16 protein-coding genes are annotated in these 18,382 nt (G+C 28.1%); 12 read left to right on the plus strand and 4 right to left on the minus strand.

Going from position 1 to position 18,382, the window contains the following annotated elements; all coding sequences use genetic code 11:
* The first annotated feature begins 63 nt into the window (after positions 1 to 63).
* The 6 genes from Q0Y03_RS05070 to Q0Y03_RS05095 all read left to right on the plus strand — a co-directional run bounded on the left by Q0Y03_RS05070 (position 64) and on the right by Q0Y03_RS05095 (position 7,723).
* Complete coding sequence (locus tag Q0Y03_RS05070) at positions 64 to 1,608, plus strand: YceG family protein (RefSeq protein ID WP_297712754.1); 1,545 nt, start codon at positions 64 to 66, stop codon at positions 1,606 to 1,608.
* 16 nt (positions 1,609 to 1,624) lie between these two features.
* Entirely contained in the window at positions 1,625 to 2,866 is a 1,242-nt protein-coding gene (locus Q0Y03_RS05075; protein WP_297712755.1) for a toxic anion resistance protein, read from the plus strand.
* Between the two features lie 169 nt (positions 2,867 to 3,035).
* Positions 3,036 to 3,662, plus strand: coding sequence for a TerD family protein (locus Q0Y03_RS05080; protein WP_297712756.1), 627 nt, complete (start codon positions 3,036 to 3,038; stop codon positions 3,660 to 3,662).
* Between the two features lie 28 nt (positions 3,663 to 3,690).
* A complete protein-coding gene (locus Q0Y03_RS05085; RefSeq protein WP_297712757.1) occupies positions 3,691 to 4,269 on the plus strand; it encodes a TerD family protein in 579 nt (192 codons plus the stop codon).
* Positions 4,270 to 4,283: 14 nt separating this feature from the next.
* A complete protein-coding gene (locus Q0Y03_RS05090) occupies positions 4,284 to 4,913 on the plus strand; it encodes a TerD family protein (protein ID WP_297712758.1) in 630 nt (209 codons plus the stop codon).
* A gap of 158 nt (positions 4,914 to 5,071) precedes the next feature.
* A complete protein-coding gene (locus tag Q0Y03_RS05095; protein WP_297712760.1) occupies positions 5,072 to 7,723 on the plus strand; it encodes a calcium-translocating P-type ATPase, PMCA-type in 2,652 nt (883 codons plus the stop codon).
* A 55-nt stretch (positions 7,724 to 7,778) separates the two neighbouring features.
* Here the strand turns inward: Q0Y03_RS05095 and abc-f are convergent, their stop codons facing one another.
* The 3 genes from abc-f to Q0Y03_RS05110 all read right to left on the minus strand — a co-directional run bounded on the left by abc-f (position 7,779) and on the right by Q0Y03_RS05110 (position 11,124).
* Complete coding sequence (gene abc-f / locus Q0Y03_RS05100) at positions 7,779 to 9,695, minus strand: ribosomal protection-like ABC-F family protein (RefSeq protein ID WP_297712761.1); 1,917 nt, start codon at positions 9,693 to 9,695, stop codon at positions 7,779 to 7,781.
* 97 nt (positions 9,696 to 9,792) lie between these two features.
* Positions 9,793 to 10,410, minus strand: coding sequence for a DUF4397 domain-containing protein (locus Q0Y03_RS05105; protein WP_297712762.1), 618 nt, complete (start codon positions 10,408 to 10,410; stop codon positions 9,793 to 9,795).
* 9 nt (positions 10,411 to 10,419) lie between these two features.
* Complete coding sequence (locus Q0Y03_RS05110) at positions 10,420 to 11,124, minus strand: hypothetical protein (RefSeq protein ID WP_297712763.1); 705 nt, start codon at positions 11,122 to 11,124, stop codon at positions 10,420 to 10,422.
* Positions 11,125 to 11,292: 168 nt separating this feature from the next.
* Here Q0Y03_RS05110 and Q0Y03_RS05115 point away from each other — a divergent pair, with 168 nt between their 5' ends.
* Positions 11,293 to 12,591, plus strand: coding sequence for an aminotransferase class V-fold PLP-dependent enzyme (locus Q0Y03_RS05115; protein WP_297712764.1), 1,299 nt, complete (start codon positions 11,293 to 11,295; stop codon positions 12,589 to 12,591).
* A gap of 381 nt (positions 12,592 to 12,972) precedes the next feature.
* On the opposite strand, the gene Q0Y03_RS05120 is transcribed toward Q0Y03_RS05115, so the two are convergent.
* Positions 12,973 to 14,190: a 6-phosphofructokinase gene (locus Q0Y03_RS05120; protein ID WP_297712765.1), complete on the minus strand. Its 1,218-nt coding sequence runs from the start codon at positions 14,188 to 14,190 to the stop codon at positions 12,973 to 12,975.
* Between the two features lie 238 nt (positions 14,191 to 14,428).
* Between Q0Y03_RS05120 and Q0Y03_RS05125 the strand changes: the two genes are divergently transcribed.
* From Q0Y03_RS05125 to Q0Y03_RS05145, 5 genes are all read left to right on the plus strand, one after another.
* On the plus strand, positions 14,429 to 14,986 hold the full coding sequence (locus Q0Y03_RS05125; RefSeq protein ID WP_297712766.1) for a manganese efflux pump: 558 nt from the start codon (positions 14,429 to 14,431) through the stop codon (positions 14,984 to 14,986).
* 173 nt (positions 14,987 to 15,159) lie between these two features.
* Positions 15,160 to 16,359: a dicarboxylate/amino acid:cation symporter gene (locus Q0Y03_RS05130; protein ID WP_297712767.1), complete on the plus strand. Its 1,200-nt coding sequence runs from the start codon at positions 15,160 to 15,162 to the stop codon at positions 16,357 to 16,359.
* 149 nt (positions 16,360 to 16,508) lie between these two features.
* Positions 16,509 to 16,859: a hypothetical protein gene (locus Q0Y03_RS05135; RefSeq protein WP_297712768.1), complete on the plus strand. Its 351-nt coding sequence runs from the start codon at positions 16,509 to 16,511 to the stop codon at positions 16,857 to 16,859.
* Positions 16,860 to 17,008: 149 nt separating this feature from the next.
* Positions 17,009 to 17,659 carry a leucyl/phenylalanyl-tRNA--protein transferase gene (gene aat, locus Q0Y03_RS05140; protein WP_297712769.1) on the plus strand — a complete coding sequence of 217 codons (651 nt, stop codon included), beginning with the start codon at positions 17,009 to 17,011 and terminating at the stop codon, positions 17,657 to 17,659.
* Between the two features lie 134 nt (positions 17,660 to 17,793).
* Positions 17,794 to 18,285 (plus strand): DUF1648 domain-containing protein, encoded by a 492-nt coding sequence (locus tag Q0Y03_RS05145; RefSeq protein WP_297712770.1) that lies wholly within the window; start codon positions 17,794 to 17,796, stop codon positions 18,283 to 18,285.
* The last annotated feature ends 97 nt before the right edge of the window (positions 18,286 to 18,382 follow it).

Here is an 18,382-nt window from a genome sequence, read left to right on the forward strand (position 1 = left end):
ATTAAATAGGTTAAAATTTAGATGTAAGGTCTATTTTAAAAAAGTAAGGGGTTTATTTGTAAAATGGCTGTAGGTTTAAAAAATATAACAAATTATATGTTTAGGGCTATCTACGAAAGAGAAGATACATATAATAAGTTTAAGCCATATTTTTATAGATTTATAGGTGTAGATGATAGTTCTAAATATAATGATTGCATTAAGACAATTGAAAGTAAGTTTGTAGAAGAAAAAGATAAATGTATTATATTTGATAATTCTATTCCATTAAGCGGTGAAATGGAGTTAATTCAGTATATTTTTAATGAACTTTCTTCAATGGATGTTTATAAAATGACTGCACAAGATATAACTATATTTGATGATTTTGAAGTGAATTTTAAGTTTTTAAGTGCGTTAGAATATGTTATACCAATTGCTTGTAGTAAGGAAAATTTTTTTAATGATAATGTGAGAAATAATTTTATAACTAAATTAATTGTTTGGACTTATACCTATGCTAAAGATATAAAATATGATGATAGTATTAATCCAAAGTGTGTTTATTATGGTAATATTCAAAGACATGAAATATATTTTCTAATTATGCTCTATAAAATGGGATTTGATGTTATTTATATTAATCCATTAAAAGAAGAGTTATGGAATGAAATTGAAGATGCAGGTTTAAGTGAATGTATAAAAAGTATGGAAATTTTAAGTGTTGAGTCTTTTAAGGAAAGAGCTAATAGTGGAAAAATAATTGATAATTTTGAAACTGTTACTAAGCAAATTCAAAGAGATATAGAAGAACAACTTTTTTCAAATACTGGAATGTTTAAGCCTTGGCAGTTTAGAAAAGGATATACCAAAAGTGTTTTATTAGACACAATATTAGAAGATATTTATATTTATTGGAATGAGCCATGTAAATTGAGAAGTGGATTTAAAGTTGAAGGAAGTACTGTTCAAGTTCCATGTTTCTTTAAAAAGATAGATGGAATATATAATGATGAATTTGAGTATCAAAAACTAGTTAAATATTGTACATCATCACCAAATACATTAGTTTTCAATGGAAGATATTTTTCTGAAGATGTGCAATTTACAGATGATATGTATCAGCTTATGTTTTGTCAACTAAGTGATGGTTCTTTTGATATAGATGAAGTTAAAAAGTTACCTATATATAGATTTTCAAAATATAGTGAAGATGTGCAAAATTTTTTATTAAAAAAGTTTAATGAAACAATAAGTAGTACTGAATTATTTAATAGAACATTTAATAAAGAAGAAATATTAAGATTATTAGTATTAGTTTTAGGATTAAATGAAAGTATTGTTAGGTTAATAGATAATTTTGACTTTACAGCAGCTATTCCTAAAATAGTAATTTATCTTGAAGATGAAAATACCATGCCTGAATCTATGCAAATCCTTTTAGGATATCTTCATACTATAGGTATTGATATAGTTATATTTAATCCATCAGGTTTATTTAATATTAATAATGTAATAAAGGCTACTGCATTAAATGATTTTAGGTTAGATGTTATGAAGTATGATTCAAAATATAATAATTTAATGAATTTAAAACAAGGTGTTTTTTCAAGATTTTTAAGAAGGTGAGAGGGGAGAATTACATATGAATAATAATGATAATAATATGTTTGGACAAACATTTAATGAAGATATATATGAAAATCAGCAAATGGGATATCAAAATCAACAAATGGGATATCAGGGGCAAGCAGGAATGTATCCAAACCAACAAATGAATTACCAAGGTCAAATGGGGATGTATCAAGATAACAATGCACAAATTCCAAATGATAACTTTGATATGGCAACTATATCAGAATATAAACAAAGATTAAGAGGAATGAAAGAAGTTCAAGATCTTACTAATGAAGTAGAAATTCAAAATCCTAACTCTATAGTTATGTTTGGACAAAAAGCAAGTGAAAATATATCTAAGGTTTCTGATGAATTATTAAAATCAATGAAGGCTGTAAAGTCAGAAGAAGCTAGTGAAATGCTAGTAAACTTAACTAAAATAATGGATAAATTTGATGTTAAAGAACTTGAAGGCGTAGAAAAGCAATCTATGTTCTCCAAAATTATAAAAGGTGTAGGTAATAGTGTAGCTAAATTATTTCAAAAATACGATACTATGGGTTATGAAGTAGAGAAGGTATATGTATTATTAAAGAAATATGAAAATGATATTAGAGAATCAAATGCTAATTTAAAGAAATTATATGATGCCAATCTTCATTATTATCAATTATTAGAAAAGTATATTGTTGCAGGAGAATTAGCATTAGAAGAAATAGATTTATATATACAGCAAATATCAATGAATACTGCAATGAATGAAGAAGAAAAGCATATGTTAACTCAAAAACTTGAAATAAGTAAGGAAATGTTATCACAACGTGTATATGATCTTCAAATTGCAGAAAATGTTGCAATTCAAGCAGCACCTATGATTCAAACTATACAAATGTCTAATTTTAATCTAATGAGAAAAATAAATTCATCATTTATAGTTACATTGCCAATATTTAAGCAGTGCTTAGCACAAGCTGTTATATTAAAAAGACAAGAAATTCAAGCTAAATCAATTAAGCAGTTAGATGATAAGACTAATGAGCTTATTATGAGAAATGCCCAAAATACAGCTAGACAGTCAGTAGAGATTGCAAGAATGGCATCAGGAAGTTCAGTAGCGATTTCTACATTAGAGAAATCTTTTGAAACAATAATGAAAGGAATTGAGGATACTAAAGCAATTCAAGAAGCAAATAGAGCACAAAGAGTAGAGAATTCAGCTAAACTCGAACAAATTAAACACTCTATGAAAAAGAATATAGCTCATTTTTAAAATAATTAAGGATAGTGAATAAAAATGGGAACAATTAAAATAAATAGAAAAACTAATAAAATATACTTCGAAAAGAGTTGAAAATAAATTTATTAAGTGGTATAATTTATCACATAAAATAATTTTCAATAGCGTTTTAAAGCGGTGTTTAGAATTAGGAGGTATAAAAATGGGAATTAACTTAGGTTCAATGATGAACAATATGCGTTCTAATGCAAATGATAATGGAGTAAATGCATTAAATTTAAAAAAGAATGATGTTTTAAATCTAACAAAGAAGAATCCAGGATTAAAGAAAGTTATCTTAGGAGCTGGATGGGATGTAGCGAGTATAGGGCAAGATTTTGATTTAGACATAGCAGCATTTTTATTAAATATAAATGGAAAGGTTCAAAATATACCTGATGACGTGATATTCTTTAACAATATGCAAGGACAAGGGATTTATCTAGAAGGTGATAATAGAACTGGGGTTGGAGATGGTGATGACGAAAGAATAAGATTAGATTTAGAATCAATTTCATCACATGTTCAAAAAATAGTTTTTGTTGTTACTATACATGAAGCTCAAGCAAAAAGACAAACCTTTGGAATGGTAGAAAATTCTTATGTTAGAATTTTAGATGAAGAGCATAATGAAAAAGAAATTTGTAGATTCAATTTAAAAGAAAATGGTTCAACAGTTACTTCAGTAATTTTTGCAGAATTATATAAAGTAAGTGGAGAATGGCAATTTAAAGCAATTGGAGAAGGAAAGATTGCTGATTTAAATGGAATTTTAGGATTATATATGTAAGGAATATGAGATTTGGAGGGTAAAAAATATGGTTGGAGTTTTAAACTTGAAAAAAAATGATATTTTAGATTTAACAAAGGCAGAACCAGGATTAAGGCATGTTATGTTAGGTGCTGGCTGGGATGTTGCTAAGAAAGGTTTCTTTAATATAGGACCAGATTGTGATTTAGATTTAATAGCATTATTATTAGATAGTAATGATAAATTAATAAATAGAGGTGTAATATACTTCGGAAATTTAAAAGGTGATGGAATATACTTACATGGCGATAATAGAACAGGTGCTGGTGATGGAGATGATGAAAAAATATCAGTAGATTTAGATAAATTACCAGTTCAATGTGAAAAAGTTATATTCGCTCTTAATATTTATGATGCAGTATCAAGAAAACAAACTTTTTCTAAGATAAAGAATGCTTATATTAGAATATTAAATGAAGATAAAGGTAATAAGGAAATTTGTAGATATAATCTATCAGAAGATGGAGGAGATAATACAGCATTACTTTTTGCTGAATTACAAAGAGCAAATGGAAATTGGCAATTTAAAGCTAAGGGAGAATTATTAAAAGCTACAGTTAAATCTTTAGCAGATATGTATAAATAGAGGAGGAATTAATTATGGGAATTAATTTAGGTTCAGGATTTGGAAATTTAACAGGGAATACAAATAATAGCACACCAGCTGGTGGGATTTTAAACTTAAATAAAAATGATATTTTAGATTTAACAAAGAGAAATCCAGGATTAAAAAGAGTAATGCTTGGTGCAGGATGGGATATTTCAAATAATGGTTCAGATTTTGATTTAGACATAGCAGCATTTTTATTAGATGCTAATAATAAGTTTAATACTGTTTCAAATGTAATATTCTTTAATAATAGATCAGGTCAAGGAATTGCTTTAGCTGGTGATAATAGAACTGGAGCTGGAGCAGGCGATGATGAAACTATAAACATAGAACTAGATAAAATTGATTCAAGCATAGCAAAAATAGTCTTTGTTGTTACAATTCACGAAGCAATGGCTAAGAGACAAACTTTTGGAATGATAAACAATTCATATGTTAGATTAGTTGACTTAGATCAAAATGGAAAAGAGTTATGTAGATTTAATTTAAAGGAAAATGGATCAACTGCTACATCTGTAATATTTGCAGAACTTAATAGGAGTGGATCAGAATGGCAATTTAAAGCTATTGGAGAAGGAAAAATTGCTGATTTAAATGGAGTATTAGCTTTATATCAATAGTTAAAAGAGGTACATGCAAAAGATAAAGTTACTTTTGCATGTATATTTTTTAAAAAATTTAACATTGTAATATTTTCAAAATGTTAAAATAAATGATAATATAATATATATTGATTATTATATTAAAATATGTAAATTTTATTTAAGGAGAGAGTGGAATGATTAAAGGGCTTAATAAAAAGCAAGTAGATGAAAGTAGAAAGCTCTATGGGGATAATGTAATCCATGAAGCAGAGCCGGAAACGTTTTGGGACAAATTTAAGGGTGCATTTGATGATCCAATGATTAAATTATTGTTAGCAATTGCAGCAATTATGGCAATAATGGCATTTATGGGATATGCTGAATTTGGAGAGTTAATTGGTATAGCAATATCTGTATTATTAGTAACAGGGATTTCAGCTAAGACAGAAATTGCAAGTGATAATGAGTATAGAAAGTTAAAAGACTCAACTAAAAAGGAAGTATGCAAAGTATATAGAGATGGTAAGGTTATTGAAATTGAAGTAAATGAACTTGTTGTTGGAGATATGGTAATACTTCAAAGTGGAGATAAAATTCCAGCTGATGGATATTTGTATCAAGGGGATTTAAGAGTAGATAATTCAGCTCTTAATGGTGAAGCAGAAGAGTGTAAAAAATTTGCAGTAGAAGATTCTAAAGCATATAAAGAAAGTGCTATGACAGCAGATGTGACTGGAGATACCTTTGTTGATGCTCACTCTTTATTTAGAGGTGCAGTAGTATTCAATGGTGAAGGGGTTATGGAAGTTACTAAAGTTGGTATGAAAACTATGATGGGTGCTATGGCTGCAGATATGGCTGATGATGAAGTAGCAAGTCCGTTAAAGGTTAAACTTACTAAGCTTGCAGAGCAAATTTCTATGTTTGGATATATTGGTTCAGTTGTTATTGCATTAGCATTATTAGGACATAAGGTAATAGTAGCTGGTGGTTTTGCTGACTACTTTTCAAATGGTGGTGTATTAATATTTAAAGATGTATTAGAAGCAGTTATGTTAGCTGTTGTTATTGTTGTTATGGCAGTTCCGGAGGGGTTACCTCTTATGATTGCGATTGTTCTTATGAGAAATACTTCTAAGATGTTACAAAATAATGTACTTGTTAGAAAGCCAATTGGTATTGAAACAGCAGGTTCATTAAATATATTATTCTCAGATAAAACAGGTACAATTACTAAAGGTGAATTAGAAGTTGTAGAATTTTTTGATGGTAATTTAAAAGATACTTATAAAGATGGTTCTAAAGTAAAAGAAATGATGAATCTTTGTATTGGTAAAAATACAGGAGCAATGTTTGATGCAAATGGTAAAGTTGTTGGAGGAAATGCTACTGATAAGGCATTACTTAATTTCTTAACACAACAAGAGATGTCAAAATTAACAGGTATAGTTGTTGAAAAATCACAAGGATTTAATTCAGCTAATAAATATTCAGCAAGTCAATTAGGTGGAAAAACAGTATATAAGGGTGCTCCAGAAAGATTACTTGCAAAAGCTACAAAAATGTTAGATGAAAACGGAAATGTAGTTGAGATAAATAAAAATAAAATTAACAATAAGATAGATGAATTAGCTGTAAGAGCTATGAGAGTTTTATCATTTGCTTACAGTGAAAGTGGACTAGTAGAGGATACTCTTCCAGATGATTTGGTTATTGTTGGATTTGTTGGAATTCGTGATGATGTAAGAATGGAAGCTAAACAAGCTATTGAGGAAGTTCAAAATGCAGGTGTTCAAGTTGTAATGATAACTGGTGATAGAAAAGAAACAGCAGTTGCAATTGCAAAAGAAGCTGGGTTATTAAAATCAGATAAAGATGTTGCATTAACTTCAGAAGAATTAAACAAAATGTCTGATGAAGAAGTAAAGGCTATTATACCTAATTTAAGGGTAATAGCTAGAGCATTACCAACAGATAAATCAAGAATGGTAAGACTTGCTCAAGAGTTAAATCTTGTATGTGGTATGACTGGTGATGGTGTTAATGATGCTCCTGCATTAAAGAGAGCTGATGTTGGTTTTGCAATGGGTAGTGGTACAGATGTAGCTAAAGAGGCAGGTTCAATAGTAATATTAGATGATAACTTTAAATCAATTGAAAATGCTATTTTATATGGTAGAACAATTTATAATAATATTTTAAAGTTTATAAAATTCCAATTAACTATAAATGTTGGAGCCGTTGCTGTATGTGCTATTGCACCATTCTTTGGAATTGAAGAGCCGTTAAAAATTACTCATATACTTTGGATTAACTTAGTTATGGATGGTCTTGGAGCATTAGCTTTAGGTTCTGAACCAGCACTTAAGAAATATATGCTTGAAAAGCCTAAATCAAGAACTCAAAGTATAGTTTCTGGTAAGATGATGAATCAAATTGTTTTTGCAGGGGCATGGGTAACTATATTAAGCTTTATATTCTTGAAAGCTCCATATTTTGTAGAAATGTTTAATAATACAGAAGAGCATATGACAGCATATTTCTCAATGTTTGTACTTTGTGCAGTGTTTAATGGATTTAATGTAAGAAGTGAAAATGCTAATATATTTGAACATATAAATGAAAATATGAGTTTCTTAAAAGTAATGGGAATAATAATAGTGGTTCAAGTAATATTAACAATTATTGGTGGAGAAATGTTTAGTTGTACACCAATCTCTATTAATCATTGGTTAGTTGTAATTCTTATGGCAATTACAATTATTCCAGTTGACATGTTAAGAAAAGCTGTAGTAAATACCTTTAGTAAAGATACAGTTAATCAAAATGTAGCAGAAACTGTATAGGAAAATGTTAATATGAAAAAGTCAGTCTAGGACTGACTTTTTATTTAGTCATTAATTAAACTAAGCTTTCCCATTCTTCATAAAGTTGAGAAATAGTATCTTCTAGTTTTTTAATTTCACCATTAACTCTTTGACTTTCAGAAGGATTAGAGTAAACAGATTCTAAACAAAGTTGTTCTTGTAAGTTTGTTAATTCATCTTCTTTTTCAGCAATTGTTTTTTCAAGGTTTTTAATTTTAGTTTGAAGAGTTTTAGCCTCTTTTTCTGCCTCACGCTTTTTCTTCTTTTCATCTTTAAGCTGAGTTTTAGTTTTTCCATTAGCTAATTCTTCATAATCTTCAAAACGTGTAGGATTAAGTTTCTTTTCTTGATAGTAACTATAATTACCAAGGTACTCAGAAACACCTTCTTCTTTAAGTTCAAGTATACGTCCAATTACTTTATTTAAGAAGTATCTATCATGAGATATAACCATTAAGGTTCCATCATATTCTAATATAGCATCTTCTAAAGCTTCTCTAGAGATAATATCAAGGTGATTAGTAGGTTCATCTAGTAGAAGTAAATTAGATTTAGAAAGCATAAGCTTCAATAAATTTATTCTACATTTCTCACCACCACTTAGAGTATTTATAACTTTAAATACATCATCACCAGTAAATAAGAAAGAAGCTAGATAACTTCTAAGCTTAGAGGTTGTTAAATTAGGAAACTCATCCCAAACTTCATCTAATATTGTTTTATCTAAATTTAAATCTGATTGTTCCTGATCATAATATCCAACATTTACGTTAGTACCTAATACTTTAACACCTTTATCAGCTTCTACTTTATCCATTATTATTTTGAAAAGCGTAGTTTTTCCTCTACCATTTTCACCAATTAAAGCAACTTTCTCACCACGTTTTAAATCAATATTTAAATTTGTGAATAATGTTTTTTCACCATAAGATTTATTCATATCTTCTATATGTAAAACATCATATCCACTTTTTATGGAAGCTTCAAACTTTATCTTAGAACCTTCCTTTTCATGGGTTGGAGCTTCAATTCTTTCCATTTTATCTAAGGCTTTTTCTCTACTTTCAGCAGCTCTTATACTTTTTTCTCGATTAAAAGAACGGAATCTTTCAATAATTGCTTCCTGTCTTTTAATTTCAGCTTGTTGAAGATTATAAGCTTTAAGCTTTGCTTCATAATTCTTTTTTCTAAGGTCTATAAATTTAGAATAAGGAACATTATAGCATTCAACTTTTCCGCCAATAACTTCAAAAGTACTAGTTGTTACTGAATCTAAGAAGAATCTATCATGAGATATTACTAAAACAGTTCCTTTATAGTTTTTCATATAATCTTCTAACCAACTAATTGCTTCTAAATCTAAGTGGTTAGTAGGTTCATCAAGTAAAATAATATCCGGCTTACGTAGTAATAATTTACATAATGCAACTCTTGTTTTTTGTCCACCACTTAAAGTATTTATAGATTTATAAAAATCATCCTCAGTAAAGCCAAGCCCCTTTAATACTCTTGATATCTCACCTTTATATACATAACCACCTTTATGTGAATATATATCTTGAAGAGTAGTATAATCTTTTATGAGCTTGTCATGATATGAAGCATTATTTTCATCGTAAGGTTCACTCATTTTTATTTCTAAAGATGAAAGCCTTTCTTCAATATTTAGGAGCTCATGAAATACAGAAAGAGCTTCTTCATAAATATTTTTATCAGAGCCTAATGCTAAATTTTGTGATAAATATCCTAAAGTTTTATTTTTATCTATAAATATTTCACCTGAGTCTTGAGATATTTCTTTAGTTATTATTTTAAAAAGGGTTGATTTACCTTCACCATTAGCACCAATAATTCCAACCTTATCACCATCATTTATTGAAAATGTAATATCTTTAAGGACATCGCGAATTCCGTAACTTTTACATATATCTTTACAACTTAGTATTATCATAATTTCCTCCAGTTAGACGAAGTTTTCCTTATAATTATACTATTATAGTAAATCTATATCAAATTAAAAAGGAGATGTTTTTCAACAACTCCTTTTTTTAGATTGCATCATCAACAAAGAGATATCCAAGAGGTGGTTTATCGTTAAATAGTCCTATAATATAAATAGTATAGAATCTACCACCATCTAATGTAATATTTTTTATAAATTTTGTAGTAACCTGAGAAGAACCCAAAAGAACCTCAAAATTATAAATTCCAGCTGATAATGGATAATATCCTGTAGTTTCTAAATATTCTGCTTGGTTAAATAGAGTAACTCCATTAGGCAAGGCTAAACTAAGCAAAGGGGCATTTGAAGTTAAATTAATAAATCTTAAAGATGCTTGAGATTTACTTGCAGTAATATTAGCATCTTTTAATCTAAATAGATATAAATCATTAGATAGTGTAACTATTGAAACTGTATAATTAGCATTGGCTATTAATTGAATAGTTTGACTTAATAGTGGTTTATCATAAGTTCCAGTTGGAAATAGTTGAAACTCGTATTCACCAGGTGAAAAAACACTATATTTAGATATTTTTCCAAAGGCCAAATTACTTGTTAAAAGAGAGCCGTTTAGATAAACATCAACATTTGGGGCATTAGGAACAGCATGAAGAATTCTCACACTAGTCTCAACTCGAGGAAGTGATTTTGAAAATTGTTCCATATAAATCACCTACCTTTTACAGTTATCAAGAGAAATTTGTATTATTTTTTTTATTAATAACTTAGCAATAGGATAGGGAATTCTATAGGTTTTCATAGTAGCTAATATTCCTGGGCTATCTTTTTCTATTAATGCAAATAATTCATCAACTTCATCTTCAGTACAATTATTTTTTCTAAATTCATCTGAAGAAAAGTCTACTGATATATCAAAATTTCTTAAAATATCAAGTATATTAACAGAATCATCTGAATATCTTTCATTAACTTTTGTTTCGTTATATGAATGAAGAAAGTTGTCATCTTGTTCACTTGGATATTCTAAATTAATATTATTATAATTATTAGAATTCATATAGTTTTCATTATTATTGTAGTTATTGTTGTAATCATTACTATTAGTTGTACTATTAATATTCCCATTTAAAGATGTATTTGAATCCAAAGTTGGTATATTCTTAGGATAAGGTGTAAGTGGAGCTAATTCAGTTATTGGGTTTGTAGTCAATGGCAATGGTGTTGGGTTAATATTTAAATTTGGAAAACCTAACGATATAGTTCCCGAAGTTTTAGTTACAGAAACTGCATCTACATTAAATTGCAATGGGAACTTTGTACTATTAGGTGCTAAAGATGAGTCAATTTTTAAAGGAATAAAATTTAAATCATCATCGGTATTATTATATTTTTCAATATTACTTTTTTCTGAACTCATTAATACCCTCCAAGTAATAATTTATTAATAATATATGTATTTTAAACACATATGTTACTTTATAGAATATGACTATAATGAGAGGTATATTACAAGTTGAATAATCTATTATGATTAAATAATCACAATAGATAAAGCAAGGAATATATTATAGTGGAGGGGATTATTATGCATAAGGAAAATATAGATAATTTAAGAAAACTATTTATAGGGTTGGATAAAAAGGTTAATGTAGATGGAAAAGGAAGATTAATTCCTATAAATTTTGATAATGCAGCTACCACTCCGCCTTTTAAAAAAGTTATGAAAATCATATTAGAAACTAGTGAGTATTATGGATCAATTGCAAGAGGTGATGGTAAAAAATCTCAATATTGTAGTGATTTATATGAAAATTCTAGAAAATATATATTAGAGTATTTTAATGCACCTGAAGATATATATACAGCAATTTTTGTTGGTAATACTACTGATGGATTAAATAAATTATCTAATATTTTAATTGAAGATAAGGATGATATAGTTATTACTACTAGAATGGAACATCATTCAAATGATTTACCTTGGAGAAATAAGTGTAATTTAAAACATGTTGAGGTAGATAAGGATGGAAGAGTTATAGTAGAAGAAATAGAGTTGTTATTAGAGAAGTACCAAGAAAGAGTTAAATATGTTACTATAACAGGAGCATCAAATGTTACTGGTTATGTAAATGATATAAGAAGAATAGCAAGAGCTGCTCATAAATATGGAGCTAAAATAATTGTTGATGGTGCTCAATTAATTCCACATAAAAAAATATCTATGACACAAGAAGATATTAATGAAAATATAGATTTTTTGGTGTTCTCTGGTCATAAAGTATATGCACCTTTTGGAAGTGGAGTTATTATTGGTTTAAGAGAAATATTTAATGAAAAAGAACCAGCTTCAAAGGGAGGGGGAACTGTTCAAATTGTACTTGATGATCGTCAACTATGGTTAGATACACCAGAGAGAAATGAAGCAGGAACACCTAATCTTTTTGGAGCTGTAGCAATAGCTGAAGCTCTTAGAGAAATGGATAAAATAGGATTTGAAACTATTGAAAGTAATGAGAAAGAATTACTTTCATATTTAATTAAAGAGTTAAAGCAATTTGAAAAAATAATTTTGTATGGTGATAATGATAATATAAAAGATAGATTAGGAATTTTAGTATTTAATATTGATGGAATGACTTATGAAGAGGTTGGAGAAGCACTTGCCAATATAAGAGGAATAGGGGTTAGAGAAGGAGGATTTTGTGCGCACCCATATACAAGGAGAGTTCTTGGAATATCAGATAGTGATTTACAAAGATATATGAGTGAAGTTGGAACTCCAGGATTAGTTAGAATAAGCTTAGGAGCATATAATAGCAAAAAAGAAGCAAATATATTTTTAGATACAATCGAATATATTTGTAGACGCTACGCTAAATACTAAATTGTTGGTTATAGCTTGAATGCCGTGATGACGAAAATTAATGATATTATCTCCAGGAATTGTGTAATTTGCGTTAAGAATTTATATTATTTTCTCCGGAAAAAGGGCTAAAGCTTCGAAAGTCACTTTGTTCCCTCAGCTTCTTAACGCTCCTTTTCCTACAAAAATAATTAAATTCTAAAACTTAATTACAATATTCCTTCCAATAATATCATTAATTTTTCTTTATCACTTGCTTCTAAGCTAAAAGATACAATTTTATGCGTATCACATTAAGAAATAATTTATAGCACAAATCATATAAATTCTAGGTGAAAATTTCACGATTACCGGAAAATAAATATTTCATTTTTTCGATTCCATGTGGTGCGCAATATCATTCTATTTATTGAAAACTTTAAATGATGGCATTGGTGTAGCTGAAATTATATCTGGAATTTCAGAAACTAAAGGAGCTAAATATTCTAAGGCTTCTTCTTTTAAGTTATTTCCAGATTCATTTATCCATTCAGTTGGGAAGTATTTAACGTTATTAGCAATCTTATCAGCTTCGATTAAGAAATAAGAAGATTTATAAGGTACATTATTTTCTCTTTTTATTGCAATCATATAACCAGATTTACCAAGGTTAGCTTGCTTTAAAGCTTCATATCCAACTTCATAAGCTTCTTCTAAATCTATATTAGAAGCACAATGCATAGCACATCTTTGAAGAACTCCAAGTTCTAAAGATTTAACTCTACTAGTTATACCAGAAGAGATTATTAAATTCTTTAAGTAAGCACCAACACCGCCTAATTGAGCATGACCAAATTTATCGTGAGCTTGAGCATGGGCTTCTGCAACAAATTTTCCTTCAGCAGTTCTTATTCCTTCAGAAACAACTATGTAAACTTGATTTTGTTCTTCAAATTTATTTTTTACATCACATAAAAATTTATCTACATCAAAGGCGGCTTCAGGTAAATAAATAAAATCTGCTACTTGTTTTCCATTTAATTTCGCTAATGCAGCAGATGCAGCTAACCATCCAGTATCACGCCCCATAGTTTCTAAAATGAATATTCCATTGTTTATGTATACAGACGAATCAAGGTAAGTTTCAAGTACACTTGTTGCAATGAATTTAGCGGCACTACCAAAACCAGGTGTATGATCAGTGTACATTAAATCATTATCGATAGTTTTAGGTATACCAATAAACTTAACATCTATTCCAGTTTCTTTTGCATAAGAACTTAGTTTAGCTGTAGTGTCCATAGAGTCATTACCACCAACATAAAAGAAAGCTTTAATATCATTAGCTTTTAAGATTTCAAGTAGCTTATCATATTCTTCGGTTGATTCTTCAAGTTTTTTCATTTTATATCTACAAGAACCTAAACCTGATGAAGGTGTATATCTAAATCTGTTTATGTCATCTTGAGAAAATGATGAAAGTTCTATTATATTACCATTTAAAATTCCTTCAATTCCATTTAAACCTGCATAAACTTTGTCAAAAGCTCCTAAAGTGTTATTTGCTTCAACTAATCCAACAACGCTTGAATTTATAACTGCTGTAGGACCTCCAGATTGTGCTATGATACAATTTGCCATTAAAATACTCTCCTTTAAAGTTCAAATTAATTAAAATTTATAAGTTTAAAATATACATTAATTCCTAGAAGATAGATATTAATGTGATATACTATTTCTTTTATTTTCAAATACAATATATACTATACAACAAAATAGTATTAAATAAAAGATGTAAAAAATAAAATTTACAATATGAATCATAGGTTGATAAAATTAATAATAAAATTATATAAATAATGTAAATGTGGGGGGAGTTATGAATTTAAAAGATTTAATTATAGTTGGAATTGCTTTAGCCATGGATGCTGTTGGAGTAACTGTAAGTATTGGAGTAAATCCTAAGGTTATACGTAAGAATAAAATAGCTTTTATAATTTCTTTTGCAATATTTCAGTTTTTGTTCTTTCTTTTAGGGGGAATAGGAGGACATTTATTTGAAAAATATGTAACAGCTATTCCTAATATAGTTGGAGGTGTTGCTATATCTATAGTAGGTATATTAATGATAAAGGAGGGATTTGAAGGTAGTGAAGAGGATGAAACCTTATTATTGAAGAAAGGAATGGTATTAATACTTGGAATATCCGTTAGTATTGATGCTTTTGTTGTAGGCTTTACAGGATTTAATTACATAAGTAATGCTTTAATTATGATAGGGGATTGTTCTATTGTTGGATTTATAACTTTGATATTATGTACAGCTACATTTTATTTATGTAGATATATAAGAAAGATAGGATTTATATCAAAATATGCCAGTTTTTTTGGTGGCATAACATTAATTGTTTTTTCAATAAAAATGATTTTCTTTTAAAAAAGTTAGTTACTAATATATAGTAACGAAAATTAATAAATTTATAGTAGTGGTAAATTATCATTAATATAAATTTTTTTTCAAATTAATTTGACAATCATAAAAAAATTAGTTATAGTGAATTTAATAGAGGTACAGATGTTTTTCAACAAAGGACAACAAGGGGGGATTTAATGAAAAAACTATCTTTAATTACAAGAATATTATTATGTTTAGTATTAGGAATTGGAATTGGATTATTGTGTGGGGCAAATAATATTCAATTTCCAATAAAAATACTAGTGACCTTTAGTGACTTATTTGGGAACTTCTTATCATTTGTAATTCCTTTAATTATCATTGGGTTTATAGTTCCTGGAATAGCATCATTAGGAAGTAAATCAGGAAAAGGTCTTATAATAACTACGATAATAGCATATATTTCTACATTAGTGTCTGGATTTGCAGCATATTTAGTTGGTGTTGGGATATTACCTAACTTAATAAAGAGTAAACTTTCATTGAGTGAAGCAGGAAAATCTATAGAGCCATATTTTAATATAGAAATACCAGCAATAATGGGAGTAATGTCTGCATTAGTATTAGCATTTATACTTGGTATAGGTTTATCAAAAATTAAAAATAGTGCAATGTTAAAAGTAGTAGATGAATTTAGTTCAATTGTTTTAATGATTGTTACTAAGGTATTGATACCATTAGTTCCAATTTATATTGGATGTATTTTTTCAAAGTTAAGCTATAGTGGTGAAATATTTAATACATTAAAGTCTTTTGGAATAGTATATATAATATTATTTTCACTACAATTATTATATATAGCTCTGCAATATTGTATTGCAGGTGCTATTAAAGGAGAAAATCCTTTTAAGTTAATAAAAAATATGCTTCCAGCATACATGACTGCCTTAGGAACTCAATCTTCAGCAGCAACAATTCCAGTAACACTTCAATGTGTTAAAAAGAATCAAGTTAATGAGGAAGTTTTAGATTTCGTTGTACCCCTAGGAGCAACTATACATTTAGCAGGTGACACTATTACTTTAGTTCTTACTTCTATGGCGGTCATGTATATGAATGGACAAACTCCTACTTTTGGAATGATAATGCCATTTATATTTATGTTAGGAGTTACAATGATTGCAGCACCAGGAGTACCAGGAGGAGGTATTATGGCTGCTTTGGGGCTACTTGAATCAATGCTTGGATTTGGAGCAATGGAAAAGTCGATTATGATTGCATTACATGCAGCACAAGATAGTTTTGGAACTGCAACTAATGTTACTGGAGATGGAGCCATAGCGATTATTGTGGATTATATTATAAATAAAAGAAACAATAAAAATGATGAAAAGAGTAAATTAAAGGCAGTTTAAAATAAATTTAAGTGATAAGTATAGGTCAAAGTAATGAATGTACTTATTACTCCTTTTTATAATAAAGAATATATTTAAGGTCAGAAAGGAAGAATATAAATAGCTTTAAGTATATAGTTAAATTTTTTATAGAAGGGATTTGAAAACTAATGATAAAAAAATTAAGTGTTGCAATTATAGTTATTATGTTTTTAATAACATCAACAACAAGAGTAGATGCTAGTGTTATAAGCTATAAAAATCAACCACCAAAGGCTGATATTTATAAAGAGGGTATATACCACTTTTCTCAAAGTTCTGGGAGCAAGATGACTTTAAAATTAGAAACTCCTAACGAGCCTATGATTTTGATGATTATAGAAAATGATAGTAGATCTTTAAAGTATTATGTAGAGTTTACTAAAGATTCACCTAAGGTTGAAATAATGTTAACAAAACCAATATCAGAACATACTACAGCTATTTTAGGAAAAGGTGAACTCGCATTTACTTATGAATAAATATTTTTTATAGAAATTAAAACCAAAATGAAGTCGCTTCTAATTACTATTAGTAAATTAGGTGTGACTTCATTTTAATTTAATCTTCCATAGATTTTAGTATTGTGATAATTTAAGAGTATTAAATATTTGATGAAAGGGATGAAATTATGCCTATATATCAACTAACAGATGAAATAATGTTTCCAAAGCCAGAGTTATCAGAAGAGGATGGCTTGTTGGCTATAGGGGGAGATTTAAGATGGGAAAGACTTTTGTTGGCTTATTGTAATGGAATATTTCCTTGGTATAGTGATGATGAGCCAATATTATGGTGGTGCCCAAAGCTTAGATTTATTATAAAGCCGAAAGAAGTAAAAATATCAAAGTCAATGAAAAGAGTTTTTAATAAAGGTGAATTTAAAGTTACTTTTAATAATGATTTTGAAGGTGTAATAAGTAAGTGCAAAGAGCTTAGGGAAAATAAAGAAGGTACATGGATTACTGATGATATGAAGCAAGCTTATATAAATTTATTTAATAAAGGCTTTGCGTCAAGTGTTGAAGTGTATAAAGATAATAAGCTTGTAGGTGGACTTTATGGAGTTAATATAGGAAGATGTTTTTTTGGTGAAAGTATGTTTTCTACAGAACCAAATGCATCTAAGGTAGCTTTAATAAGTATTTGCAAAAGACTTGAAGAGGAAGGAGATTTATTTTTAGATTGTCAAATGCATACTAATCATTTAGAAAGTATGGGAGGAAAGTTTGTAGCTTGGGAGGATTTTAAAATGATGTTGCAAGAAGGAAGTGTTTTATAGTTTTATTATTATTATTATTATTATTAAAGTAAGCAGGTTAAGAAAAATATCATTTGTAATTTAATGTAATATTAGATTTTTATTTAAAAATAAGGAGTATAATAGTAATTATAATATTTAAGGGGTGAGTAATAATGGATAAGTGGGGGAATGAAGGGAAATATGTAAAAATAAACAAATACTTAGATATAATAGGTGTAGTTTTAGTTGTAGCTTTAATTGTTATTACTTGTATATATTGGATAAAGGCGCCTGATATAGTACCAACTCATTTTAATTTTAAGGGTGAAATTGATTCCTATGGTTCTAAAAATACACTATTTATATTATTACCTATAGCAATAATAATTTATATAGGACTTGCTATATTATCTAAGTATCCTGAAGTTTGTAATTATTGTATTGAAATAAATGATAAAAATAAAGATATACAATATTCAATGGCATCAACATTTATTAAAATTATGAATGTTGAAATATTGACTTTAGTTTTATTTATTCAAATTAGTATAGCTACATCAATGAATAACGGTAAAAGCATATCAATAATATTTTTATATATAGCTTTAAGTATATTAATTGGAAGTATGGTTATTTATATTTATAAATCAGTAAAATTTAAATAATAAAAAGGTGAAGTAATTTAAAATTGCTTCACTTTTTTATATTAAAGGTTTTATTTTAATGTTTTCTTAAAATAACATTAAAAATAACTAAGGTTAG

This window comes from Clostridium sp. (genome assembly GCF_026168755.1).
Lineage (GTDB): Bacteria > Bacillota > Clostridia > Clostridiales > Clostridiaceae > Clostridium.